Source organism: Variovorax frigidus (assembly GCF_051216515.1).
In the GTDB taxonomy this organism is placed as follows: Bacteria; Pseudomonadota; Gammaproteobacteria; order Burkholderiales; family Burkholderiaceae_C; genus Variovorax.
In genome coordinates, this window is sequence record NZ_JBPJZF010000001.1 from 697249 (window position 1) to 719576 (window position 22328).

A 22328-nucleotide genomic window follows, 5' to 3' on the forward strand; every position below is an offset into this window, starting at 1 on the left:
CGGCTGCGGCGCAGCCGTCTGTCCATTGTTCCGGGAAGGCCTGCCAGAGTGAACCCCGCAACTTGTCGGTTTGCCTGATGAACCTTACATTCGGCTCGACAACACCAGCACTTTGACATCCGCCATGGACGACACCGACCGACAGCTTCTGGCCTTGCTGCGCGACAACGCACGCACACCGGTGGTGACGCTGGCGAGCAAGCTCCGCGTGGCGCGCGCGACCGTGCAGAACCGCATCGCGAAGCTGGAGAAGGACGGCACCATCGTCGGCTACACCGTGCGGCTCAGGCCCGAAGCCGAAGCGCACCGCATCCGCGCGATCATGAGCATCCGCATCGAAGGCCAGCGCGCCGAGCAGGTCAGCCGCCTGCTGCGCGGCCACTCCAACGTCGTGGCCCTGCACTCGACCAACGGCCGCTGGGACCTGATGGCCGAGCTGCGCGCCGACTCGCTGGAAGCCTTCGACCAGGTGCTCAATGCGATCCGGCTGATCGAAGGCATCTCGAGCACCGAGACCAGCATCCTGCTGTCGACGCAGAAGCTGTAGCCGGCGCGACGCCGCTGCATGGCAGGTCTCGCCCGCGACATCGGCGAGCGACGACCCGGACCATGATGCGCGCCAAATCAAAAGCAGGGAGACAGGGATGGAGGTTCTGACACTTTATGCAGCGCTGGGCATCGGCGCGGGGCTGCTGTCGGGGATGCTCGGCGTCGGCGGCGGCCAGGTGGTGGTCCCGGGGCTGCTGTACCTGTTCCACCTCAAGGGCTTCGCGCCCGACATCGCGGTGCGCATGGCCCTGGGCACCTCGCTCGCGACGATCGTCGTGACCTCGCTGTCGTCAGCCCGCGCCCATCACCGTCGCGGCTCGCTCGACTGGCGCCTCGTCCGCCGGCTCGCGCCAGGCATCGTGGTCGGCGCCGTTGTCGGCGGAGGGATGTCCGGCCTCTTCTCCGCGCAGGTGCTGCGCATCGCCTTCGGCGTGTTCCTGCTGATCCTGGCGTTGCAGATGGCGCTCTCCCTCAAGCCCGCCCCGCAGCGCAGCCTGCCTGGCGCGCCCGGCCTCAACGCCACGGCGGGCGCCATCGGCTGGACCTCGGCCATCGTGGGAGTGGGCGGCGGCAGCATGGTCGTGCCCTTCCTGGTCTGGTGCAACGTGAACGTCAAGACAGCCGTCGGGACCGCTTCGGCCTGCGGCGTGCCGCTCGCCTTGGCCGGCACCGTCGGCTTTCTCGCCGCCGGCTGGGGCCGCACGGACCTGCCCGCCTACAGCCTCGGCTATGTCTACGGGCCGGCCTGGCTCGGGATTTCGGCGTGCAGCCTGCTGGCGACGCCGATCGGCGCCATGGTCTCGCACAGGCTGCCCGTGGACACGCTCAAGCGCGCGTTCTCGGTGTTCCTGGCGATCGCGGGGCTTCGCATCCTTCTGTAGCCGAGCTTGCGCAGGCGTGCAGTCGAAGCCGGCCGCAGGGAAGCGACCGGTCGGCGCGTTCCGTCCGCCGCGGCCCGCAAGCGAGGCGTCAGTGCGTCGGCACCAGGAAGTCCTGGCTGATGCGCCAACCGAGCTCGTTGACGCGGTCGAGGAACTGCGTGAGGTAGGCATGCAGCCCGGTGGCCAGGATCTCGTCGACGCGCGCGTACTGCAGGTCGGCCAGCAGCTTGCCGGCGCGGCGTTGCGTTTCAGCGCTCTGGTCGTTCTGCACCTTGGCCAGGTTGGCCACCACCTCGGCCAGGCTCGCATGCAGCGAGCGCGGCATGTCGGCGCGCAGGATCAGCAGCTCGGCCACGCGCTCGGGCTTGATCACGTCGCGGTAGACCTTGCGGTACACCTCGAAGGCCGAGACGCTGCGCAGGATCGCGCTCCAGTGATAGAAGTCGTACTCTTGGTCTTCCTCGGTGGCGGTGCCGAAGAACTCGCTGTTGAGCGCGTGGAACTTCACGTCGACCAGGCGCGCCGTGTTGTCGGCGCGCTCGAGGAAGGTGCCCAGGCGCGAGAAGTAGAAGGCCTCGTCCTGCAGCATCGTGCCCAGGGTGACGCCGCGCGAGAGATGCGAACGGAATTTGACCCACTCGAAGAACTGGCCCGGGTCGCGCTCGAAGTCGCCGGCACGCAGCATGCGGTTGACCTCGAGCCAGGTGGTGTTCTGCGTTTCCCAGGCCTCGGTGGTGAGCGCGCCGCGCACGGCACGCGCGTTCTCGCGGGCCGCCTTGAGGCACGAGACGATGGACGACGGGTTCTCCTCGTCCTTGACCATGAACTCCATCACGTCGTTCGGCACGATCTGCTCGTACTTCTTGTCGTAGGCGGGCAGCAGTTCGCTGATCGACAGCAGGCCCTGCCAGCCGAACTTGGCGACTTCGGCCGACTGCGGCAGCAGCGAGGTCTGGTAGTTGACGTCGAGCATGCGGGCCGTGTTCTCGGCCCGCTCGGTGTAGCGCGACATCCAGTAGAGGTGGTCGGCGGTGCGTGACAGCATGTTCGGCTTTTCCTCTGGCTTCAGACGGTCTGGGATGGCGTGGGGGTTTGCGTTTGCGTCTGGCTCTGGGTGGCCGCCGCGGGCGCCCGCGGGCGCCGGTCGGCTTCGAGAATCCAGGTGTCCTTGGTGCCGCCGCCCTGCGAGGAATTGACGACCAGCGACCCTTCCTTGAGCGCGACCCGGGTCAGGCCGCCCGGCACCATCTGCACCTCCTTGGCCGACAGCACGAAGGGCCGCAGATCGATGTGGCGCGGCGCGATGCCGGCATCGACGAAGGTGGGCGAGGTCGACAGGCTCAGCGTGGGCTGCGCGATGTAGCCGTCGGGCTTGGCGATCACCGCCTGCTTGAATTCCTCGATCTCGGCCTGCGTCGCGGCCGGGCCGATCAGCATGCCGTAGCCGCCCGCGCCGTGGACTTCCTTCACGACCAGGTCCTTCATGTTGTCGAGCGTGTACTGCAGGTCGTCCTTGTTGCGGCACATGTAGGTCGGCACGTTCTTGAGGATCGGCTTCTCGCCCAGGTAGAACTCGATCATCTTCGGCACGTAGGGGTAGATCGACTTGTCGTCGGCCACGCCCGTGCCCACCGCGTTCGATATCGCGACATTGCCCGCGCGGTAGGCGCGCATCAGGCCGGCGCAGCCCAGCGTCGAGGTCGGGCGGAACACCTCGGGGTCGAGGAAGTCGTCGTCGACGCGGCGGTAGATCACGTCGACACGCTTCGGGCCGCGCGTGGTGCGCATGTAGACGAAGTCGTCCTTGACGAACAGGTCCTGCCCTTCGACCAGCTCGACGCCCATCTGCTGCGCGAGGAAGGCGTGCTCGAAGTAGGCGCTGTTGTACATGCCGGGCGTGAGCACCACCACCGTGGGCTCGGCCGTGGCCGGCGGCGCGCTGGCGCGCAGCGTTTCGAGCAGCAGGTCGGGGTAATGCGCCACGGGCGCGATGCGGTTCTGCGCGAACAGGTCGGGGAACAGCCGCATCATCATCTTGCGGTTTTCCAGCATGTAGCTCACGCCGCTGGGCACCCGCAGGTTGTCCTCGAGCACGTAGTACTCGCCGTTGCCGTCGGCATCGGGCGCGCGCACGATGTCGATGCCGGAGATGTTCGAGTAGACGTTGTTGGGCACCGTCACGCCCATCATCTCGGGCCGGAACTGCGCGTTGTCGCGGATCTGCTCGATCGGCACGATGCCGGCCTTGATGATTTCCTGGTCGTGGTAGACGTCGTAGATGAAGCGGTTGAGCGCGGTCACGCGCTGGATCAATCCCCTCTCCATGCTCTCCCACTCGTGCGCCGGAATGATCCGCGGCAGCAGGTCGAAGGGAATCAGGCGCTCGGTGCCGGCACCGTCCTCGTCCTTGGCGCCATACACCGCGAAGGTGATGCCGACACGGCGAAAGATCATCTCGGCCTCCTCGCGCCGGGATCGCATCAGTTCGCCGGGCTGTTTGGCCAGCCATTGGTCGTAGCGCTTGTAATGCCCCCGGATCGCAGCGCCCGCATAGGGCAGCTGCTCGTACATCTCATCGAATTTGTGCATGGAACGACCAATCTCCTTCGACATAGCTTAGCAAGTTCAAGGCCATGCTTTGGGCGATCTTTGCACAAGTGCGACTCAGTCTCCTCGCTCGATGAGGGCGTCCACGACCACGGCCCCCTCGCCGCGCGCCGCCACCAGCACCGGGTTCACGTCGATGGATGCGATGGCGCCACCGGCCGCCACGATGAGCTGCGGCGCGATCACCGCCAGCGCGGCTGCGCCCAGCACCACGAACAGGCACCCGGCGCTCAAGGCACCCGGTGGTGCCAGTAGCGCGGCTGCGCCGCACGCTCGCAGCGCACGTCCTGTGGCTGCCGGCTCGACCACTGCGCCGCGCCGCAATGCGGGCTGTCGATGACGGTCGTACCGCGCGCCGCATAGGCCTCGCGCACCGGCGGCGCCGGATGGCCGAAGCGGTTGCGGTAGCCGGCCTGCACCAGCGCCAGACGGGGCTGCACCGCATCGAGCAAGGCCGGGCTCGACGAGGTCTTGCTGCCGTGGTGCGGGACGAGCAGCAGGTCGGCGCGCAAGCCACCGTCGGCCTGGCGCGCTGCCAGGGCCTCCTCCTGCGCGCGCTCGATGTCGCCGGCCAGCAGCACGCTCGCGCGTCCGTTGCCGATGCGCAGCACGCAGGACACGCTGTTGGGCTTGGCCGCGATGCGCGCGTAGTCGGCTTCGACCGGATGCAGCACCTCGAAGTCGACGCCGTCCCACTGCCAACGCTGGCCGGCGACGCAACGCTGCGCCGGCCGCAGCGCCTGCAGCGGATGGCCGGCCTCGATCGAGCTCAGCAGCGCGGCCTGCGGCTGCATCGCGAGCACGGCCGGCGCGCCGCCGGTGTGGTCGCTGTCGCGGTGGCTCAGCACGAGGGTGTCGAGCCGCTCGCCCAGCGCGCGCAGCAGCGGCACGAGCACGCGCTGGCCCGCATCGCTGTCGAGGCTGTAGCGCGGACCCGTGTCGTAGAGCAGGCTGTGGGTCGCGGTGCGCACCAGCACCGCATTGCCCTGGCCGATGTCGGCGACCAGCAGATCGAACTCGCCCACCGGCGGCCGCGACACCTGCCACAGCAGCACCGGCAGCAGCAAGGGCACGCCCAGCATCCGCACCGACCAGGGCAGCCGCATCGCGAGCAGCACCCCACCCAGCACGCCGCCGGCCGCGGCCCACAGCGGCGGCGCCGGCAGCGAGACGGTGGCCAGCGGCATGGACGCCAGCCACTCGAGCCACCACGACAGCGCGCGCACCGCCCAGGCGGCCAGGTCCCACAGCGGCGGCACCACGGCGCCCAGCATCGCCAGCGGCGTCAGCACCAGCGTGACCCAGGGAATGGCGAGCGCATTGGCCAGCAGGCCCACCACCGACACCTGCTGGAACAGCAGCAGCGTCAAGGGCGCGAGCGCCAGCGTGACCACGGCCTGCTCGCGCGCGAGGCGATGGAGGCGTGCACGCCACCCGGTGGCCTGCGCGCCCTGGACGCTCGCATCGGTGGCGAACAGCGCGGCCACGGCCACGAAGCTGAGCCAGAAGCCGGCCTGCATCAGCGCCCAAGGGTCGGCGATCACCACCACCGCGCAGGCCAGCAACCACACGCACGGCCAGGGCCAGCGCCGGCCCGCGATGCGCAGCAGGGCCACCGTGGCCAGCATCAGCACCGTGCGCTGCGAGGGCACGCCCCAGCCGCTGAACAGCGCATAGAGCGCAGCCAGTGCCACGCCGCCCACGAGCGCAGCCTGCTGGGCCGGCCAGCGCAGCATGAGCCGCGTGCTGCGGCGCCACAGCGCGCCCACGGCCAGGGCCGCGAGCCAGGCGAACATCGTGATGTGCAGCCCCGAGATCGACACCAGGTGCGCGACGCCGGTGGCGCGGTAGACGTCCCAGTCGACGCGATCGATCGCGCTCTGGTCGCCGGTCACCAGCGCCGCGATCACGCCCGCCAAGCGGCGGTCGGCGACGCGCGTGAACACCGCATCGCGCACGGCCTCACGCGCGCGCTCGACCGGATGCCGCCAGGTGACGTCCAGGCGCTGGGGCGGCGCATCCTGTGCGCCGGCGCGCACGTAGCCGGTGGCCTGCACGCCCTGCTCCCAGAGCTGCAGTTCCTGGTCGAAGCCCTTGGGGTTGAGGTTGCCGTGCGGTGCCTTGAGCCGCACGGTGAGCTGCCAGCGTTCGCCGGCATGCAGGGCTTCGGGGCGTCGGCGTGGCGCCGCGTCATCGGCCGGCGTCGCGCGGGCCCAGAGCCCCGTGCCTTCGGCGTACCAGCCCAAGGCCAGGCGTGGAGGCAGGTGCGGCGCCGCATCGTCCTCGGCCGGCATCGCCCATTGCGCCGATTCGACATCGAAGCGGAAGCGCGTGCCGCTCTCGTCGTGCTGCGGCATCTGTGCGACCACGCCGACGACCTGCAGGTCGCGACCTTCCAGGGCCGGGTCCAGCGCCTGCGATGCGAACACGGCCGCGCGCCAGCCGGTCAGCCCGGCGCCGAAGACCAGGCCGATCCACAGCATCGCCACGAGCCCGGACAGACCGACGGGTCGCAGTCGCCATCGGATGCGCCAGGCGACGGCGCACGCCAATGCGGCTGTCACGAGCGCGGCATAGACTGGTTCGGACCACAGCGCGGGCTGCTGCAATTGCCAGGCCACGCCCGCGATCGCACCGGCCATGGCGGCAAAGGCCGTCCAGCCGCGCCGTTCGTGCGGTCGCGTGAGAGCATCCGGTTCCATGCGGCAAGGCCTCCCTTCCAGCGCTCTGATGGCGCGTAAATTGCTATGCCAGTGGGCTAGTATGCGTCTCACCCGAGGCACGTCGCCGCTCCGCTCCGAGAACCACTGATGTCCATTCACGCCGCACTTCACCACGTCACCCACTACAAGTACGACCGTCCGGTGCAGCTCGGCCCGCAGGTGGTCCGCCTGCGCCCGGCGCCGCATTGCCGCAGCAATATCGTTTCGTATTCGCTGCGCATCGAACCCGAGCAGCATTTCGTCAACTGGCAGCAGGATCCGTTCGCCAACTACCAGGCGCGGCTGGTCTTCCCCGAGAAGACGCGTGAATTCAAGGTCACGGTCGACCTCGTGGTCGAGATGGCGGTCTACAACCCCTTCGACTTCTTCCTCGAGCCGCAGGCCGAGAACTTCCCTTTCAAGTACACGGACTCGCAGGCCGAGGAACTCGCGCCCTACCTGGTGGCCGACGAGGTCACGCCCTTGGTCCAGGCCTACCTCGACAAGATCGACCGCAAGGAACAGCGCACCATCGACTTCCTGGTCGGCATCAACCAGCAGGTGCAATCGGACGTCAACTATCTGATCCGCATGGAGCCCGGCGTGCAGACGCCGGAAGAAACGCTCACCAACGGCAGCGGCTCGTGCCGCGATTCGGGCTGGCTGCTGGTGCAGCTGCTGCGCCACATGGGCCTGGCCGCGCGCTTCGTCTCGGGCTACCTGATCCAGCTCACCCCTGACGTCAAGGCGCTCGACGGCCCGAGCGGCACCACGGTCGACTTCACCGACCTGCACGCCTGGTGCGAGGTCTACCTGCCCGGCGCGGGCTGGATCGGACTCGACGCCACCTCGGGCCTCTTGGCCGGCGAAGGCCATATCCCGCTGGCCTGCACGCCCACGCCCTCGAGCGCGGCGCCGATCGAAGGCGTGGTGGACGACGCCGAAGTCGAATTCGGCCACGAGATGGTGGTCACGCGCATCCATGAATCGCCGCGCGTCACCAAGCCCTACACCGAAGAGCAATGGGCCGAGGTGCTGGCACTGGGCGAGGCCGTCGACAAGCGGCTCGCGGCCGGCGACGTGCGCCTGACGATGGGCGGCGAGCCGACCTACGTGGCCACCGGCGACCGCGACGCGGCCGAATGGAACACCGATGCGCTCGGCCCGACCAAGCGCGGCTTCGCCACCGAACTCGTGCAGAAGCTGCGTGCCGAATACGGCGAAGGCGGCTTCCTGCATTTCGGCCAGGGCAAATGGTACCCGGGCGAGCAGCTGCCGCGCTGGGCGCTGTCGATCTTCTGGCGCGCCGACGGCCAGCCCGTGTGGAACGACCCCGAACTGTTCGCCGACGAGCGCGTGCCCACGCACTACACCAGCGAAGACGCGCGCCGCTTCACCACCGTGCTGGCGCACCGCCTGGGCCTGACCGAGCGCTACATCCAGCCGGCCTACGAAGACACCTACTACTACCTCTGGCGCGAGCGCCGGCTGCCGGTCAACGTCGACCCCTTCGACTCCAAGCTCGACGACGAGATGGAGCGCGTGCGCCTGCGACGGGTCTTCACGCAGAAGCTCGACGCGGTGATCGGCTACATGCTGCCGATCGAACCCGCGAGCGCCGACCGCGACGCGCCCGCCCTCGAAGGCCCGGGCTGGAAGACCGGCCCCTGGTTCCTGCGCGACGACCGCATGTACCTGATCCCGGGCGACTCGCCCATGGGCTACCGGCTGCCGCTCGACTCGCAGCCCTGGGTGCGCAAGGGCGACTACCCCTACCTGATCGACCGCGACCCGACCGCGCCGCTGGGCACGCTGCCCGACGCAACCGACTACCGCGCGCGCTATGCCGGTCCGCCGGTCGGACCCAAGGCCGACATGGGCACCGTGCCCTATGCCTTCGGCACGCCGCCGGCCTCGGCCGCGGCGCTGCGCATGCAGACGCCTGCGGGTCGCGCCGGTGCCGCCAGCGGCAGCGCCACGGGCCTTGGCAGTACCCAGGCCGACGGCACCACGCCGCGCCAGCCCGGTCGTGGCGAATCGGCCCACTGGATCACGCGCAGCGCGCTGTGCGTCGAGGTGCGCGATCCGCGCCGCGCCAACGGTCCGGCTGCAGAGAAAGTCGGCAGCGCCTCGGGCGTGCTGTACATCTTCATGCCGCCGCTCAAGCGCCTCGAGGACTACCTCGACCTGGTCGCGGCCATCGAGGCCACGGCGGTGCAACTGGGCCTGCAGATCGTGATGGAAGGCTACCCGCCGCCGCGCGATCCGCGCCTGAAGATGCTGGCCGTCACGCCCGACCCGGGCGTGATCGAGGTCAACATCCATCCGGCCAACAACTGGAAGGAACTGGTCGCGCACACCGAGTTCCTCTACGACGCGGCCTTCGAGACCCGGCTGTCGGCCGAGAAGTTCATGACCGACGGCCGCCACACCGGCACCGGCGGCGGCAACCACTTCGTGATGGGCGGCGCCACGCCCAACGACAGCCCCTTCCTGCGCCGGCCCGAACTGCTGGCCAGCCTGCTGCTCTACTGGCACAACCACCCCTCGCTGAGCTACCTGTTCTCGGGCATGTTCATCGGCCCGACCAGCCAGGCGCCGCGCGTCGACGAAGCGCGCAACGACCAGGTCTACGAGCTGGAGATCGCGCTGAAAGAGATCGCGAAGAACCGCGAGATCTACGGCGCCAACATGCCGGCCTGGCTGGTCGACCGCACGCTGCGCAACATCCTGGTCGACGTGACCGGCAACACGCACCGCAGCGAGTTCTGCATCGACAAGCTCTACTCGCCTGATTCCAGCACCGGCCGCCTGGGCCTGCTGGAACTGCGCGCCTTCGAGATGCCGCCGCATGCGCGCATGAGCATCGCGCAGCAACTGCTGTTGCGCGCCTTCATCGCACGCTTCTGGGACGCGCCCTACAAGGCGCCGGCCACGCGCTGGGGCACCGAGCTGCACGACCGCTTCCTGCTGCCGACCTTCGTCAAGATGGACTTCGACGACGTGATCAGCGAGATGCGCGAGGCTGGCTTCGCCTTCGACCCGAACTGGTTCGCGCCCCACCTCGAATTCCGTTTCCCGCTGGTCGGGCAGGTGCAGGCGATGGGCGTCGAGCTGTCGCTGCGCAACGCGCTCGAACCCTGGCACGTGATGGGCGAGGAAGGTTCGGCCGGCGGCACGGTGCGCTATGTCGACTCGTCTCTCGAACGCATCGAGGTGCGCGTGACCGGCCTGAACGAAAGCCGCCACGTGATCACCGTCAACGGCAAGGTGCTGCCGCTGCAGCCCACGGGCACGGTCGGCGAGTTCGTCGCCGGCGTGCGCTACAAGGCCTGGAATCCGCCCTCGGCGCTGCACCCCAGCATCGGCGCGCATGCGCCGCTGACCTTCGACATCGTCGACACCTGGATGAAGCGCTCGCTGGGCGGCTGCCAGTACTTTGTGGCCCACCCGGGCGGCCGCAACTACGACACCTTCCCGGTCAACGCCTACGAGGCCGAGAGCCGGCGCATGTCGCGCTTCACCCGCACCGGCCACACGCCGGGCTTGATGAAGACGCCGCCGGCGACGATAGAACTCGCGGGCAGCCGCGAATTCCCGTTCACGCTCGACCTCCGCCGGTGATGGCCCTCCCCCGAGGGCTCGCGCACTGCGTGTCGCTTCCCCTTCCCCCTCAAGGGGGCGACACCAGCGGCCCGGCAAAGCCGGTTCCGCGGTCGCATTGGGTTCTCCCCCGAGGGCTCGCGCACTGCGTGTCGCTTCGCCTTCCCCCTCAAGGGGGCGACACCAGCGGCCCGGCAAAGCCGGTTCCGCGGTGTCTCACGAAAAGATGCGCATGGGGCAGCCGGGTACGGGCCGTTTGTCACGTGTTCCCGGGCGCCGTCGATGACGGCGGTGTGACAATCGGCGCACCGTGGAACCGCTGAACGAATCCCTCTTCGAAGCCCAGGCGCTCGAATCTCCTGCCGCGCTGGCATCGGCGCTGGCGCCTGCCGCCTCGGCCGGCCATTTCGACGAACTGCGCGGCGCGGCGACGCCGGTCGCGCTGGCGCGGGCGGCTGCACCGACCACCGCGCCCGCGCCGGTGCTGCACGACGCGGCGCAGGCGCCGTCTGCGGCTGCCGCCCCGACCGCCATCGACCCGGCACCGTCCGAGCTCACGCCGCCCTGGAGCCGCTTCTTCGAACACCTGGGCCGCGGCGGCTTTGCCGACCTGCCGCAGCGCGCCACCCGCATGGCGCGGCAGATCCGCGACAACGGCGTCACCTACAACGTCTACGCCGATGCCGGCGGTCCGCAACGCCCCTGGTCGCTCGACCTGTTCCCGCTGATCATCTCGCCCGAAAGCTGGACCCAGATCGAGGCCGGCGTGCAGCAGCGGGTGCGCGTGCTCGATCGCGTGATGGCCGACGTCTACGGTCCGCAGCAGTTGCTGGCCGAGGGCCTGCTGCCCGCGGCGCTGGTGCGCGGCCATCCCGGCTACCTGCGTGCGATGCACGGCGTGAAGCCGCCCGGCGACACCTGGCTGCACATCGCGGCCTTCGACCTGGCACGCGGTCCCGACGGCAACTGGTGGGTCGTGTCGCAGCGCACCCAGGCACCGTCGGGACTGGGCTACCTGCTCGAGAACCGGCTGGCCATCTCGCGCCAGTTCCCGCAGGCCTTCGAAGAGCTTCACGTGCAGCGCTTGGCCGCGACCTACAGCGCAATGATGGAAGGCCTGCAGCGCATGTGCCCGGCGGGCTCGCCGCCGCACATCGCGCTGCTCACGCCCGGCCCCTACAACGAAACCTACTTCGAGCACGCCTATCTCGCGCGCTACCTGGGCGTGACGCTGGTCGAGGGCAGCGACCTCACGGTGCGCGACCAGCGCGTGTACCTCAAGACCTTGCAAGGCCTGCGCCCGGTGCACGGCCTGATCAAGCGGCTCGACGACCAGTTCCTCGACCCGCTCGAACTGCGCCCCGACTCCACGCTGGGCGTGCCCGGCCTGCTGCAGGCGATCCGCGCGGGCAACCTGCTGGTGGCCAACATGCCGGGCTCGGCTTTCCTCGAATCGCCCGCGCTGCTGGGTTTCCTGCCCGCGCTGGCCCGGCGCCTGATCGGCGAGAAGCTGCAGTTGCCGGCGCTGCCGACCTGGTGGTGCGGCGAGCGCGCCGCGCTCGAGGCCGCGCTGCCGCAACTGGGCGACTGCGCGATCAAGGCCACCTATCCGGGCGAGGATTCGCACACCAGTTTCGAGGCCGTGCTGGGCAGCCGCATGGGCCGGCGCGAACTCGACGAATGGGCCGGCCGCATCGTGCGCCAGGGCGACGAGCACACGGTGCAGAGCTACCTTCCGCTGTCGCAGATGCCGACCTGGGCCGAGAACCACGACCACGCCGAGCGCGGCCGGATCGCGCCGCGCTCGATGCTGCTGCGCGTGTTCGCGGTCAGCGACGGCGCGCGGTCCTGGCGCGTGCTGCCCGGCGGGCTGGCGCGCCTGGCCGGTGCCAATGCGCAGATCGCGTCGATGCAACGCGGCGGCAGCAGTGCCGACGTGTGGGTGCAGACGCACGGCGAGGTCGACCGCACGACGCTGCTGCAGCCGCAGGCCACGCCGGCCTCGCTGGCGCGGCACCGCGCACCCGTCACCAGCCGCGCCGCCGAAAACATGTTCTGGCTGGGCCGCTACACCGAGCGTGCCGAGAATGCGGTGCGCCTGGCGCGCATCACGCTCGACCTGCTGGGCGGCGAAGACCCCTCTTCCCGGCCGCTGCTCGAATGGCTGCACGGCCTGGCAACGCGCAATGCGCTGATCGCACCCGGCGTGCCGATCGGCTCCAAGTCGCGCCGCGTGTTCGAGCGCGCGCTGATCGCCGAACTGGGCAACGTCGAGACCGGCGGCAGCGTGGGCTACAACCTGCGCTGCGTGCGGCAGGCCGCGGCCGCGGTGCGCGAGCGGCTGTCGCAGGACCACTGGAACCAGATCGTGCGCGCCGAGATCGACTTCCTGCAGCAAACCACCGAGGAGCCCGGCGAGACGCTCGACGGCACCTTGGCCGCGGGCGCCGCGCTGCGTTCGCTCGAGGTGGCGAGTGCCGCCCTGTCGTCCATGACCGGCGCGCAGACCGACCGCATGACGCGCGACGACGCCTGGCGCCTGCTGTCCATCGGCCGCCACATCGAGCGGCTGGCCTTCCTGTCGAGCGCGATGGCCGCGGGCTTCGCCAACGGCGCGGTGCACGAGGTCAGCGGCTTCGAGGCCATGGTCGCGCTGTTCGACAGCACCATCACCTTCCATGCGCGCTACCAGCAGCGCCGCGACGTCGCGACCATGGTCGACCTGCTGGTGCTCGACGGCGACAACCCGCGTTCGCTGGCCTGGGTCACGCAGACGCTGCGCGGGCGCATCGCCAAGCTCGCGGGCAGCGCGCCCGGCACGCTGACCGCGCTGTCGTACGAATTGCCCGACCCGGCCATGTGGACGCTCGAGCACCTGTGCGAGACCGATGCCGACGGCCGCTACCCGGCGCTGATCCAGCTCTTCGAATTCTGCGAGACCGCGGCTTACCACGTGTCCGACGCGATCGGCATCCGCTACTTCACGCTCACTTCCGAGTCGGTGCGCTCGGTAGGCGTATGACCTGAGCCCCCCACGACCATGCGCCTGCACGTCACCCACGAGACCCGCTACGACTACGTGCCGCCGGTCGAGACCGCGCAGCACCTCGCGCACCTGAAGCCGCGCGAGACCGCCTCGCAGAAGCTGCTGAGCCATGCGCTGTCGATCACGCCCGAGCCCGCGCAACGCAGCGAGTCGGCCGACGTCTACGGCAACACGCGCGCCTTCTTCGCACTCGAGTCGACGCACGAGCACCTGGTGGTCAAGGCCGAGAGCGTGGTCGAGACCTCCGAACCGGTGCTGGCCAGGAGCATCGCGCGCGACCTGCCCTGGGAGACGGTGCGCGAGCGCTTCCGCTTCGCCAAGGGTGCGCGCTTCGATGCCGCATCGGACTTCGTCTTTCCCTCGCGCTACGTGCCGCGGCACGACGACTTCGCCACCTACGCCCGCGCCAGCTTCGCGCCGGGCCGCCCGACCTTCGAGGTCGCGTCCGACCTGATGCTGCGCATGTACCGCGACTTCGACTACGACGCGACCAGCACCGAGATCAGCACGCCCGCGGTCGAGGCCCTGGCGCAGCGCAAGGGCGTGTGTCAGGACTTCGCCCACATCCTGATCGCCTGCTTCCGCACCATGGGACTGCCCGCGCGCTACGTCAGCGGCTACCTGCTCACGCAGCCGCCGCCGGGCCAGCCACGGCTGGTCGGTGCCGACGCCTCGCATGCCTGGGTGTCGGTCTACCTGCCCGGCGCCGACGGCCCCGGCGACTGGGCCGACTTCGACCCGACCAACGGCCGCCAGCCCGGCGAGGACTACGTCACGCTGGCCATCGGCCGCGACTACGCCGACGTCTCGCCGATGCGCGGCGTGCTGCACGGCGGCGCACGCCACACGCTCGACGTGGGGGTGACGGTGCGGCCGTCGGAAGAACTGGCGGCGGAGTTCGCAGCAGCGTCGGCGACGCGCGGGGGCGCGCAGTCGCAGTCGCAGTCGCAGTCGCAATCGCGAAGTGGCGCCTGACTGCATTCGCCGTGCGCCTGGATCTCGATGCGCACGCCCAGTTCGATCACCCGGTTCGACGGCAGCCTGAGGAAGTCGGCCACGCTGCCGACGTTGTGCCGCATGGTCGCGAACAGCCGCGCGCGCCACATCGTCAAGCCGTGCCGCGGTCATTCAAACAGGCCTCAAATCGGGATTCAGGAATGTTCTCAAGCAGAAAGTGGGTGTTGTGATCTCTGTTCGACCGGCGGAACCGAACGAATGGCGAACCTATCGGGAAGCACCGTTCGCGATCCAGGCATCGAGGCCGAGGATGCGCTGGAGTTGCCAGGACTGACCGATGCTGGACGGTTTGTGGCCGCATACCCGCCGCTGCGGGCGCCAAGGCGAAGGCACAATGCGGCCGGAAGCAGACCTTCCCCGTGAACCTCCAGCACCATCATGTCCGAGCCCCTGCCAACATTTCGCTACCACCCCAACCCCGTTGCCACCGGTGTGGTTAAGCAGAGCCCGGCTCAATGCGCATGTTGTGGTCGAGCGAGGGGGTTCATCTACGTCGGGCCGGTCTACGCTGTTGAAGACCTTCGGGAGTCCATCTGCCCGTGGTGCATTGCCAGTGGAGACGCTGCGGAGAAGTTCCATGCATCGTTTGCCGACGCCCACCCGCTGATCCAAGCCCAAGTCCCAGATTCCGTGGTGGCCGAAGTCCATCTTCGGACCCCCGGCTACGTATCCTGGCAACAGGAGCAGTGGTTGACCCATTGCGGGGACGCTTGCGAGTTCCACGGGGATGCGACCGTCGAGGATGTCATGAATGCATCGGAGGAAACGAAAAGCTATTGGCTGGCCGCTCATCAGCAGGGTGAGGAAGGATGGCGTCTAGCGACAACGGGCTATCGGCCCGGCGGTGATTCGGCGCTCTACAAGTTCGTGTGCCGCCACTGTCACCAAGTCCTCTTCGGCTGGGACTTGAGTTAGTGATTGCGGCACTCGGCGGCGCTCGGCCAACAGGAGCCCTTCGCTGCCCGGCGCAGCAAGTTGGTCCTGGGTGCCTCGTAGGCAGAGCCGTTCGAAGATGTTTTGGATGAATGAGGTGAAATCGGTTCTATGCGAATTGCCTGTCTCCACACTGCCGATAGCAACATCGCAGTTTTTGATGCCACTGCCAGGGAGCTTGGTATTCCGCCTGATGCTCTCCGGCATGAGGTCCGAGCCGACCTTTTGGCCGCAGCCGAGAAGGCTGGCGGACTGACCGCCGATATCGCCGACGCAACGAGACTGGCGCTGATTTCGCTCGCTCAAGATGCCGATGCTGTGATTCTCACGTGTTCGACCTTGGGGCCGGCTGTCGATGCCACCGTAGCAAACACGGGAGCCCCTGTCCTGAGGACAGATGGCGCGCTGGCAATTGCCGCCGCGAATGCAGGCGGCAGAATCGTCGCCTTGTGCGCGGTCGAAACGACCATTGACCCAACGTCCCGTCTCTTCTCCCATGCGGTGCGGCAGTCGGACGCTACCGTCGAGGTGCAGCTTGTTCCAGGGGCGTGGGCCCTGTTCAAGGCTGGCGACCTCGACGGATACCTGTCGACCATTGCAGAGGCTGCGGATCGCGCCTATGTCGGCGGTGCTTCAGTCGTTGCGCTGGCACAAGCCTCGATGCGTGGCGCGGCCGCGCTCGTGACAGCGGGCCCACGCCCCCTCAGCAGCCCTGCAACTGGCTTGGCTGCGGCGGTGGAGGCGGCGTCGCGCCACCTGGGTTTGGGCGCACCGAATTGAGTAGCCCATCGCTCGTTGAGACAGCATCCGGCCAGTACAGGACCTTCGCCTTCGTCCTCCGTTTAGCATTCGAAGATCACACCCTGCTCGGACGCGTAAATGGTTTACCTGGACTGCTCTGGAATCATGTTCGGCTCACAGCTGGACGAAAAGCATCTGTTTGAATGGGCGGTCGAGATTCCCGGGGTGCTTCGATGGGAGCAGGACACCATTGTCGTCCGGTCAAAACGGCTCTCGCAGGGGAGCCTGCGTGACCTCATCGCTCTTTTCCACAGGTATGGGATACCCATGTCTCAGCTGGCCCAGTTCCAGAATGACGAGAACCAGACCTGGTTTGCTGCCCCGCACATGTACTGGCATAAGAAGGTTTTTTGCACTTCCAACGGCCGTGACGGCGTTGGCGGAAAACCCACGGTCCTCACCAGCCGCTGACGGCCACAAGCAGACTTGGACGGTGCTTTCACACAGGGAGACGGAGTGATCCACAAATTCAGAGAGGCGATCGCAAGCAGCGGGATACTGACCGATGTTGAGGTGAGCGAGGACATTGTCGTGGGCCGGGCTCGAGTGTTGGCAGCGCAAGCTGACGTTTGGGTCAACGTCGATCCTGAACTCGAGGGCGGAGAAGCACCGGACGCTACGGCGCTGCTGCGCGGCATCGACCAAATACTCGGCGTCTCGCCAACGCAGTGGGGACTGATCATCGACCAGGTCGTAGGCGAGATTGAGGCGGCCGTCGGTGACGAGCCAGTGCAGGAGACCAGCAGCCTGCGCTCCGACTTGGTCTTGAAGTCTGTCGTTGTGTTCGCCGGAGCGACACTTCTGCGCTTCGAAGCGCCGCGCCAGTTTCCAGACAGCTGGATCCATGCTCAGCTTGACGAACAACTTGCTCTCGATGACCTTGCCGTCGACGCGCGAGAAGTGGATGCAGAAACGGTGCCGTTCAACACTGTTGACGATCTGCTAGACCACGTCAGCGACGAGAACGACGCGCAGCGAAAACCATAGGAAAGAGACCGTCTTCGACGGCGAGCCGATAGTCCCCAGTCCCATGCACCGAGCCATGGATGGCCGGCAGGAGGAGACGCTCAGCGGCTCGATGCGCAGCACGACGGCACGGACCGCATGCGATCGCTATGCATACAGCACTCATCCACGAAGCAGACCCCAGTAGCATCCCTCTTGCAGGCCGCTTGCGGCCAAGACCGGACGCTCAACTGAGCGGCTGAACTCGGCCAGAAGCGGACGTTGAGCGCGTCGGGCCCAACGTCCGCTTCAGACTGGTTGCTGCCGTTGACGCCGGAGGGCCAGTGGCGCAGCTGCGAACGTTGCGGACATCGGTCCTTGTCGGAATGTGGTCACTCACGCGACTTTAGAACAGGACCATGGCGGCCTTCCCCCACCGCTGGCAGTCGTGGTTCCGTGGTGCGGTGTCGAGTACGTTGCTGGATGGTCAGCTTTTTCCGACCATCACGTGAGGTGTTGGGTAGATCGATAGAAAAAGTTCGTGGATGCCGTCACGCAGTTCGGGGTCGTGTAGGACCTCCGCCATCTCCATCATCGCAAGGTATGCCAGTCGCGTGCTGGCATGAACGAGGCCGCCGATGTGCAGGTCAGGGTAGATGGTCTCAATTCCGTGAGCTTGAAGTCGAGCGTTGACCTGAAGCGGTCCACCATGTGTCATGTCGCAGAGCGACTTCCAAGTCGAGTCGTAGTTCGACAAGAGCGCCTCGCGTTCAACGTCGTCCCTAACCCTTTCGATAATTTCTCGTATCGGTGGGGGTATGCGCTTCTTCTTGTCCACCCCGCCATTCCTCTTGTTTGCCACCAGAACGAACTCTTCTCCTTTCATGAACGCTTGCAGCTCTTTTTCGGGTGCTTGCTGGCTTACCCACATCGAGCGGAGCCATGCCTCCATCTGAGGACGAAACATTGCAAGGGCAGGACTGAGCTGGCGTTCTTGAATCAACGTTATCAAGCCACTGTGATGCTCGATGCTGAGGTGACACAGCGCAATCGCAATCTGCTCACGCCACGTTCCCTCAGCGACCCTCTTGATCTGAGGGATCTGCTGGAGAAATTTTTCGTTGAGAACTAGTTCGTCGTGCGTGCGCGTCATGCCCGATCGTATTCGGTTCACCTGTAGCACGACGTTGTGGCAGAGGGCGACAAGGTGCAGCAGTCACGGATGCCTGCTTTCGCTGCAAAGGACATGCGCATCGGGCCTGACGTGTTGCCGATTTGGGCCCCTTCGCGACAGCGGCCCGACCGGCTACAGTCGGCCAGAAGCCGTCATTCGACACTTGAGCGGAAATCGCGTCGAATCGGACGTTCGCGACGCTCACAACCCTAGGCGAAATGAAGCCGGCTCCACCTTGAAGCGTGTGCGCACCAACTGCTTTAGAGGCAACAATCAGCCATGGTCTGCGCTCACCCTGGCCATTGCCGTCCTTATCACCTCTCAAAAGCTGCGACGCTATAAAAATGCTGGACCGTTCCAAGATTTTCCCGGCCATTGCTCAGCGAGGCATCCTCAGCACCCTGGGCTCGAAGCCGTATGAGTATTGGGACCTCGGACCCAGAGTGAGCGCATTACTCTGGGAGGACCTCGGAAGTGCGACGAGGGCGATTACTCCCGCGGAAGCTTCGACGTGGGCGGGTAGCGAACATGAGGCAGCGACCATCGCGATGGCGAACCTGGGCCGCGAAATCCAAGAGTCACGACTCCTGTTGGGCATCGCGGAGTTGCCCAATGGCGGGAAGTTTGCCTTTTTCGACCAACATTGGCTTGCAGGAGCAACTGTCCTTCATAACGGTCTCATGCCTTGGATAGCAAACTCGCTGGGTGCGAGTCAATTGATGGCCTCAGTTCCGGCGCCTGAATCGGTGGCGTACTTCGCTTCGGACTGTTCTGACGAAGTACGGCAGGCCGTCGAGGTGTTCGTAATTCGAGCTGGGCAAGAGTCCCGGAAGCCCCTCGGCCGCAACGAGTACCGATTCGTAGACGGCGAGCCGGTGCTTGTCGACTGATGTCGGCCAGAAGCGGACACCGGGCGTCAGCCCAGAATCGAGTTTCAAGGGACAGCAAAGATGCAGGCAACGGTTTGGGAGACATTTCTCTTTGTCGCCCCGCTCCCCATCATTGGAGCAACGATTTTCTTACTGTCTGTTCGGAGCAAGCGGCGAGGGCGCGCAGCCGCGAATTTGGTTCAGAACGTAGAGGCGTTGGCCACTGTGCCCATCGGGAAGGAACTCAGCGAGCGCACAGCTGAACTTCTGCGGCAGGGGCTGCAGCTTTGTTATCGCCATCGCGACTACTGCGGCATGGGTCTGCGCGAGTTCGATGGCACCTTTGTCTACGGCGCACTGCAGGACGGGCATTTGCTTACTACTAAAGAGTCGGAGGAGGAGCTCGCTGCCTATCCAAAACATAAGGATGAGCGAACAGAATTTCCGAGCGCGGAGCTCTTCATCATGTGGCTTTCCCAACAGTGCGACGCCTCGCTTGCCGGCGATGGCAATCAGCGGCTTACGAGAGCTCGGCTCTTGAAGGCACATGACTTTTGCCGGAAAAACCCACAGGAACGCTGGGCGGATTACGCCGGGTGAGTAGACGTCTGCTTTCGAGCAAAACCTAAGCCCGCTTTGGGCCCGAAGCGGCTGTACGCCGCGCTCCGAAGCGGACCTTCATCTGAATGCAGCCGCCTCAAATTCCTGAAGCAGGTGAGCACCTTTCACATCTTCACCGGCGCGGTACGCCACAAGGGCACGGTCCAGCAGGTCGCGAAGCGCAGGCACATCTATCAGATTTGAGCCGGCGCTTGACGACACCAGCTCCAGGCCTTTGTAGAGTTCGCCAAACGCTCGAACGAGGTTGAGTTGCTCGCCAGGGGCGAGATAGTCTTCTTCGGGGAAATCATCGGGCGCATGCACGATGACGAGGGAAAGGAAGTCTCTGAAGCCGGCTACGTTTTTGACCCAGGTCATGACATTTCTTTTGGCCTAAGAAGGGATGGGGCGGAGGTCAGCTTGTGGCCGTAGGCTGAATCTCAGGGGCGTTTCGATGTAGCTAGGTCGGTGTGTCGACGAAGGGCTCAGCTGCAACCTGAAAATCGTCCTCGTAGACCACATAGCCAGGCCTTAGGCTTTGCAACACATCAACGGCGACATCATGCGCTTCCAGAACCTGTGCGAGCTCACGCATTCTGCCGATGTGCAGGACGGCGGTGTCTTTGAACCAGCTCAAGGCGACCTTCTTCGCGTGCGGCCTGCTTGACCTTGTGAAGCTGCTTGGCTTGTGTAGCTGCTTGCGAAACCAATCTGAGATTTCCCGATAGCGGTCCTGCTCGTCGCCGACTAGGATGCCGCCGCTTTCCAAGTCCGAGAGGGCTTGGAATAGACCCTGTCGCCGTCCAGAGTCCGGGTCCTTTTTGTGAAAGACGAAGCGGATGAACACGAGCGGGCTGAGTTGAGTCAAACGTCGACCATTTTTCCGGGTTCTAAGGTCGCTGCAGATGTCCGCTTCTGGCCGAATCTCGACTAAGCGGCTGCCCGCCAGCTTACCCCGACGCCATTTCCAGCCAGGACGGCGAACATTGTGAATTCCCGGTCCGAGATTCGGATGTTGCCTTGTCCGACGTAGCGTTGGAGGTACGGGACGACATCGTTGACAAGTAGGCGTGCCCCAAGCTTTCGGTGAACCTCCACGAGCACCTCCGCCACGTTGCGTTTGACAAACTGGTCCAGCAAGACAACCCTCGACCGGTCCTCCATGAGGCGGCTGCGCTCATCAACGAGGTTGGTCCATTCGAGACCTTCGGTACCTGTAGCAGGAAAGTTAGCTCGCATGAGTTCGTGGACGCGACGTGTGTTCATCTTTTCCTGTGCTGGCTTGAAAACTGGAGGGGCATGCGAGTGTCGACTTGTGGCCGCGAGCCGGCCTACCCAAACTGCCTTAGTGGAGGATAAGGCAGCGTTGAGGGCGCATCGCTGGCAAGCGAGTACACCTCAATTCCAGCAAGTACGCCGTCGCTTTCGAAAATGAAGGCACCCGCCGGCGCGTCGACTGGACCGCATAGATAGTCGCCAAGAACATGGACGCCCGGTGGCGCCGCAGGACGCCCCCTAATTCGCAGATTGATGCTTGCGCACCCGCACGGGCATCGCCACGGCGTTACTTCGGCCTCATCGAGCTGCTCAATAAATGCCCGAGCCTCTGGGAGGCCGTTCTCCAACATCCACCGAGCTAGGGTGTGCTCAGCGGCGGTCAACGGGCGGTTTGTGTCGGTCGAATCCATTTCCTGACAGTACCCCAACTGACGTTCAGGACAGTCTGCGAACGGTCGAATTCTGTGGCAGCACCGACCGACCGCTCTTGGCCGAATTCTGCCGTAGCGGCCAACGACCGGTTCTGGCCGCATTCTGCCTTTTGTGGACGCCCGCCGTACGAGCGTCCTGTACATCAGGCGTCAGTTTGCTCGGCCATCTCCAGCGCATCTTCCACCTCGATGCCAAGGTAGCGCACGGTGCTTTCCAGCTTGGTATGTCCGAGCAAAAGCTGAACCGCGCGCAGATTCTTGGTGCGGCGATAGACCAGTGAGGCCTTCGTGCGTCGCATCGAGTGCGTACCGTAGGCGGCCGAATTCAACCCGATCTCCTCTACCCATCTGTCAACGATGCGCGCGTACTGGCGTGTTCCAAGATGCGGGGATGAGCTCACCCGGCTCGGAAACAGAAAGTCCTCAGCGCGGAGGTGGGCGACCTTCATCCAGTTCGCTACAGCTTCTCTGGTGGGGTCCGTAAGCTCGAATTGAACAGGACGCCCGGTTTTTTGCTGGATCACGCTGGCCCGAGCGGCAGCACGGTCACCGGTGGCCACGTCGCGCACGCGTAGCTTGACCAGGTCACATGCTCGAAGCTTGCTGTCAATGCCAAGGTTGAACAGCGCCAGTTCGCGAGTTCGGCAGGAAAGCTGCAAGCGCACGCGGATCGCCCAGATTTCCTTGAGCTTGAAGGGCCTCTTCTGTCCAACGAGCTTGCCCTTGTTCCATGGGTGGCGGAGTGTTGAGACGAGCGGTGATTCCATTTCGGTCTCCTAACGCAGTTTGGGGACCGACACTTTGCCCCCTCGTCACGGCTTCGCTGGGCCCAGAGCGGATGTACTTCCTACAAAGCAGACGCTTGAGCTCGACCTAGCCCGGCCTACGACGC

General features: G+C 66.1%; 20 protein-coding genes and 1 pseudogene. 11 read left to right on the forward strand and 10 right to left on the reverse strand.

Annotated elements, in window-relative coordinates:
- The first annotated feature begins 124 nt into the window (after positions 1 to 124).
- Both ACSFBC_RS03240 and ACSFBC_RS03245 read left to right on the forward strand, forming a co-directional pair.
- Positions 125 to 547 carry an Lrp/AsnC family transcriptional regulator gene (locus ACSFBC_RS03240; protein ID WP_435508858.1) on the forward strand — a complete coding sequence of 141 codons (423 nt, stop codon included), beginning with the start codon at positions 125 to 127 and terminating at the stop codon, positions 545 to 547.
- Between the two features lie 97 nt (positions 548 to 644).
- Positions 645 to 1430, forward strand: coding sequence for a sulfite exporter TauE/SafE family protein (locus tag ACSFBC_RS03245; protein ID WP_435508859.1), 786 nt, complete (start codon positions 645 to 647; stop codon positions 1428 to 1430).
- Between the two features lie 88 nt (positions 1431 to 1518).
- Here ACSFBC_RS03245 and ACSFBC_RS03250 read toward each other — a convergent pair whose 3' ends face one another.
- The 4 genes from ACSFBC_RS03250 to ACSFBC_RS03265 all read right to left on the reverse strand — a co-directional run bounded on the left by ACSFBC_RS03250 (position 1519) and on the right by ACSFBC_RS03265 (position 6739).
- Positions 1519 to 2475: an alpha-E domain-containing protein gene (locus tag ACSFBC_RS03250; protein WP_183027700.1), complete on the reverse strand. Its 957-nt coding sequence runs from the start codon at positions 2473 to 2475 to the stop codon at positions 1519 to 1521.
- Positions 2476 to 2495: 20 nt separating this feature from the next.
- Positions 2496 to 4019 (reverse strand): circularly permuted type 2 ATP-grasp protein, encoded by a 1524-nt coding sequence (locus ACSFBC_RS03255; RefSeq protein ID WP_435508860.1) that lies wholly within the window; start codon positions 4017 to 4019, stop codon positions 2496 to 2498.
- A 75-nt stretch (positions 4020 to 4094) separates the two neighbouring features.
- Positions 4095 to 4271 carry a hypothetical protein gene (locus ACSFBC_RS03260; protein WP_435508861.1) on the reverse strand — a complete coding sequence of 59 codons (177 nt, stop codon included), beginning with the start codon at positions 4269 to 4271 and terminating at the stop codon, positions 4095 to 4097.
- Positions 4268 to 6739, reverse strand: coding sequence for a DNA internalization-related competence protein ComEC/Rec2 (locus tag ACSFBC_RS03265; protein WP_435508862.1), 2472 nt, complete (start codon positions 6737 to 6739; stop codon positions 4268 to 4270). The genes ACSFBC_RS03260 and ACSFBC_RS03265 overlap by 4 nt, the downstream gene beginning before the upstream one ends.
- A 108-nt stretch (positions 6740 to 6847) precedes the next feature.
- On the opposite strand from ACSFBC_RS03265, the gene ACSFBC_RS03270 reads away from it, so the two are divergent.
- The 3 genes from ACSFBC_RS03270 to ACSFBC_RS03280 all read left to right on the forward strand — a co-directional run bounded on the left by ACSFBC_RS03270 (position 6848) and on the right by ACSFBC_RS03280 (position 14363).
- Entirely contained in the window at positions 6848 to 10363 is a 3516-nt protein-coding gene (locus tag ACSFBC_RS03270; RefSeq protein ID WP_435508863.1) for a transglutaminase family protein, read from the forward strand.
- Between the two features lie 289 nt (positions 10364 to 10652).
- Positions 10653 to 13364, forward strand: a complete 2712-nt coding sequence (locus ACSFBC_RS03275) for a circularly permuted type 2 ATP-grasp protein (RefSeq protein WP_435508864.1) — start codon at positions 10653 to 10655, stop codon at positions 13362 to 13364.
- 18 nt (positions 13365 to 13382) lie between these two features.
- On the forward strand, positions 13383 to 14363 hold the full coding sequence (locus ACSFBC_RS03280) for a transglutaminase family protein (RefSeq protein ID WP_435508865.1): 981 nt from the start codon (positions 13383 to 13385) through the stop codon (positions 14361 to 14363).
- 32 nt (positions 14364 to 14395) lie between these two features.
- On the opposite strand, the pseudogene ACSFBC_RS03285 reads toward ACSFBC_RS03280, so the two are convergent.
- Positions 14396 to 14494, reverse strand: a pseudogene (locus tag ACSFBC_RS03285) (KUP/HAK/KT family potassium transporter); the annotation flags it as partial.
- 289 nt (positions 14495 to 14783) lie between these two features.
- Between ACSFBC_RS03285 and ACSFBC_RS03290 the strand changes: the two are divergent.
- The 4 genes from ACSFBC_RS03290 to ACSFBC_RS03305 all read left to right on the forward strand — a co-directional run bounded on the left by ACSFBC_RS03290 (position 14784) and on the right by ACSFBC_RS03305 (position 17126).
- Positions 14784 to 15320, forward strand: coding sequence for a CbrC family protein (locus tag ACSFBC_RS03290; protein WP_435508866.1), 537 nt, complete (start codon positions 14784 to 14786; stop codon positions 15318 to 15320).
- Positions 15321 to 15563: 243 nt separating this feature from the next.
- Positions 15564 to 16118, forward strand: coding sequence for an aspartate/glutamate racemase family protein (locus ACSFBC_RS03295; RefSeq protein WP_435508867.1), 555 nt, complete (start codon positions 15564 to 15566; stop codon positions 16116 to 16118).
- A gap of 99 nt (positions 16119 to 16217) precedes the next feature.
- Entirely contained in the window at positions 16218 to 16550 is a 333-nt protein-coding gene (locus ACSFBC_RS03300; RefSeq protein WP_435508868.1) for a hypothetical protein, read from the forward strand.
- Positions 16551 to 16595: 45 nt separating this feature from the next.
- Positions 16596 to 17126, forward strand: coding sequence for a hypothetical protein (locus ACSFBC_RS03305; RefSeq protein WP_435508869.1), 531 nt, complete (start codon positions 16596 to 16598; stop codon positions 17124 to 17126).
- 445 nt (positions 17127 to 17571) lie between these two features.
- On the opposite strand, the gene ACSFBC_RS03310 is transcribed toward ACSFBC_RS03305, so the two are convergent.
- Positions 17572 to 18237, reverse strand: a complete 666-nt coding sequence (locus tag ACSFBC_RS03310; protein WP_435508870.1) for a DUF6988 family protein — start codon at positions 18235 to 18237, stop codon at positions 17572 to 17574.
- A gap of 365 nt (positions 18238 to 18602) precedes the next feature.
- Between ACSFBC_RS03310 and ACSFBC_RS03315 the strand changes: the two genes are divergently transcribed.
- Together ACSFBC_RS03315 and ACSFBC_RS03320 are read left to right on the forward strand one after the other, a co-directional pair.
- Positions 18603 to 19148 carry a hypothetical protein gene (locus ACSFBC_RS03315; protein ID WP_435508871.1) on the forward strand — a complete coding sequence of 182 codons (546 nt, stop codon included), beginning with the start codon at positions 18603 to 18605 and terminating at the stop codon, positions 19146 to 19148.
- Positions 19149 to 19208: 60 nt separating this feature from the next.
- Positions 19209 to 19727, forward strand: a complete 519-nt coding sequence (locus ACSFBC_RS03320) for a hypothetical protein (RefSeq protein WP_435508872.1) — start codon at positions 19209 to 19211, stop codon at positions 19725 to 19727.
- Positions 19728 to 19805: 78 nt separating this feature from the next.
- Here ACSFBC_RS03320 and ACSFBC_RS03325 read toward each other — a convergent pair whose 3' ends face one another.
- The 4 genes from ACSFBC_RS03325 to ACSFBC_RS03340 all read right to left on the reverse strand — a co-directional run bounded on the left by ACSFBC_RS03325 (position 19806) and on the right by ACSFBC_RS03340 (position 22203).
- Positions 19806 to 20105: a hypothetical protein gene (locus ACSFBC_RS03325; RefSeq protein WP_435508873.1), complete on the reverse strand. Its 300-nt coding sequence runs from the start codon at positions 20103 to 20105 to the stop codon at positions 19806 to 19808.
- An 82-nt stretch (positions 20106 to 20187) separates the two neighbouring features.
- Positions 20188 to 20574, reverse strand: coding sequence for a hypothetical protein (locus ACSFBC_RS03330; protein WP_435508874.1), 387 nt, complete (start codon positions 20572 to 20574; stop codon positions 20188 to 20190).
- Positions 20575 to 20657: 83 nt separating this feature from the next.
- Complete coding sequence (locus ACSFBC_RS03335; RefSeq protein ID WP_435508875.1) at positions 20658 to 20993, reverse strand: hypothetical protein; 336 nt, start codon at positions 20991 to 20993, stop codon at positions 20658 to 20660.
- 586 nt (positions 20994 to 21579) lie between these two features.
- Positions 21580 to 22203 (reverse strand): tyrosine-type recombinase/integrase, encoded by a 624-nt coding sequence (locus tag ACSFBC_RS03340; protein WP_435508876.1) that lies wholly within the window; start codon positions 22201 to 22203, stop codon positions 21580 to 21582.
- Between the last annotated feature and the right edge of the window lie 125 nt (positions 22204 to 22328).

Excerpts from the sequence above, each read along its gene's own strand:
- ACSFBC_RS03250 (WP_183027700.1), bottom strand. The coding sequence starts at position 2,475 with ATGCTGTCACGCACCGCCGACCACCTCTACTGGATGTCGCGCTACACC.
- ACSFBC_RS03320 (WP_435508872.1), top strand. The coding sequence starts at position 19,209 with ATGCAGGCAACGGTTTGGGAGACATTTCTCTTTGTCGCCCCGCTCCCC.
- ACSFBC_RS03340 (WP_435508876.1), bottom strand. The coding sequence starts at position 22,203 with ATGGAATCACCGCTCGTCTCAACACTCCGCCACCCATGGAACAAGGGC.
- ACSFBC_RS03240 (WP_435508858.1), top strand. The coding sequence starts at position 125 with ATGGACGACACCGACCGACAGCTTCTGGCCTTGCTGCGCGACAACGCA.
- ACSFBC_RS03280 (WP_435508865.1), top strand. The coding sequence starts at position 13,383 with ATGCGCCTGCACGTCACCCACGAGACCCGCTACGACTACGTGCCGCCG.
- ACSFBC_RS03255 (WP_435508860.1), bottom strand. The coding sequence starts at position 4,019 with ATGCACAAATTCGATGAGATGTACGAGCAGCTGCCCTATGCGGGCGCT.
- ACSFBC_RS03325 (WP_435508873.1), bottom strand. The coding sequence starts at position 20,105 with ATGACCTGGGTCAAAAACGTAGCCGGCTTCAGAGACTTCCTTTCCCTC.
- ACSFBC_RS03335 (WP_435508875.1), bottom strand. The coding sequence starts at position 20,993 with ATGAACACACGTCGCGTCCACGAACTCATGCGAGCTAACTTTCCTGCT.
- ACSFBC_RS03315 (WP_435508871.1), top strand. The coding sequence starts at position 18,603 with ATGCTGGACCGTTCCAAGATTTTCCCGGCCATTGCTCAGCGAGGCATC.
- ACSFBC_RS03265 (WP_435508862.1), bottom strand. The coding sequence starts at position 6,739 with ATGGAACCGGATGCTCTCACGCGACCGCACGAACGGCGCGGCTGGACG.
- ACSFBC_RS03245 (WP_435508859.1), top strand. The coding sequence starts at position 645 with ATGGAGGTTCTGACACTTTATGCAGCGCTGGGCATCGGCGCGGGGCTG.
- ACSFBC_RS03300 (WP_435508868.1), top strand. The coding sequence starts at position 16,218 with ATGGTTTACCTGGACTGCTCTGGAATCATGTTCGGCTCACAGCTGGAC.
- ACSFBC_RS03290 (WP_435508866.1), top strand. The coding sequence starts at position 14,784 with ATGTCCGAGCCCCTGCCAACATTTCGCTACCACCCCAACCCCGTTGCC.
- ACSFBC_RS03270 (WP_435508863.1), top strand. The coding sequence starts at position 6,848 with ATGTCCATTCACGCCGCACTTCACCACGTCACCCACTACAAGTACGAC.
- ACSFBC_RS03310 (WP_435508870.1), bottom strand. The coding sequence starts at position 18,237 with ATGACGCGCACGCACGACGAACTAGTTCTCAACGAAAAATTTCTCCAG.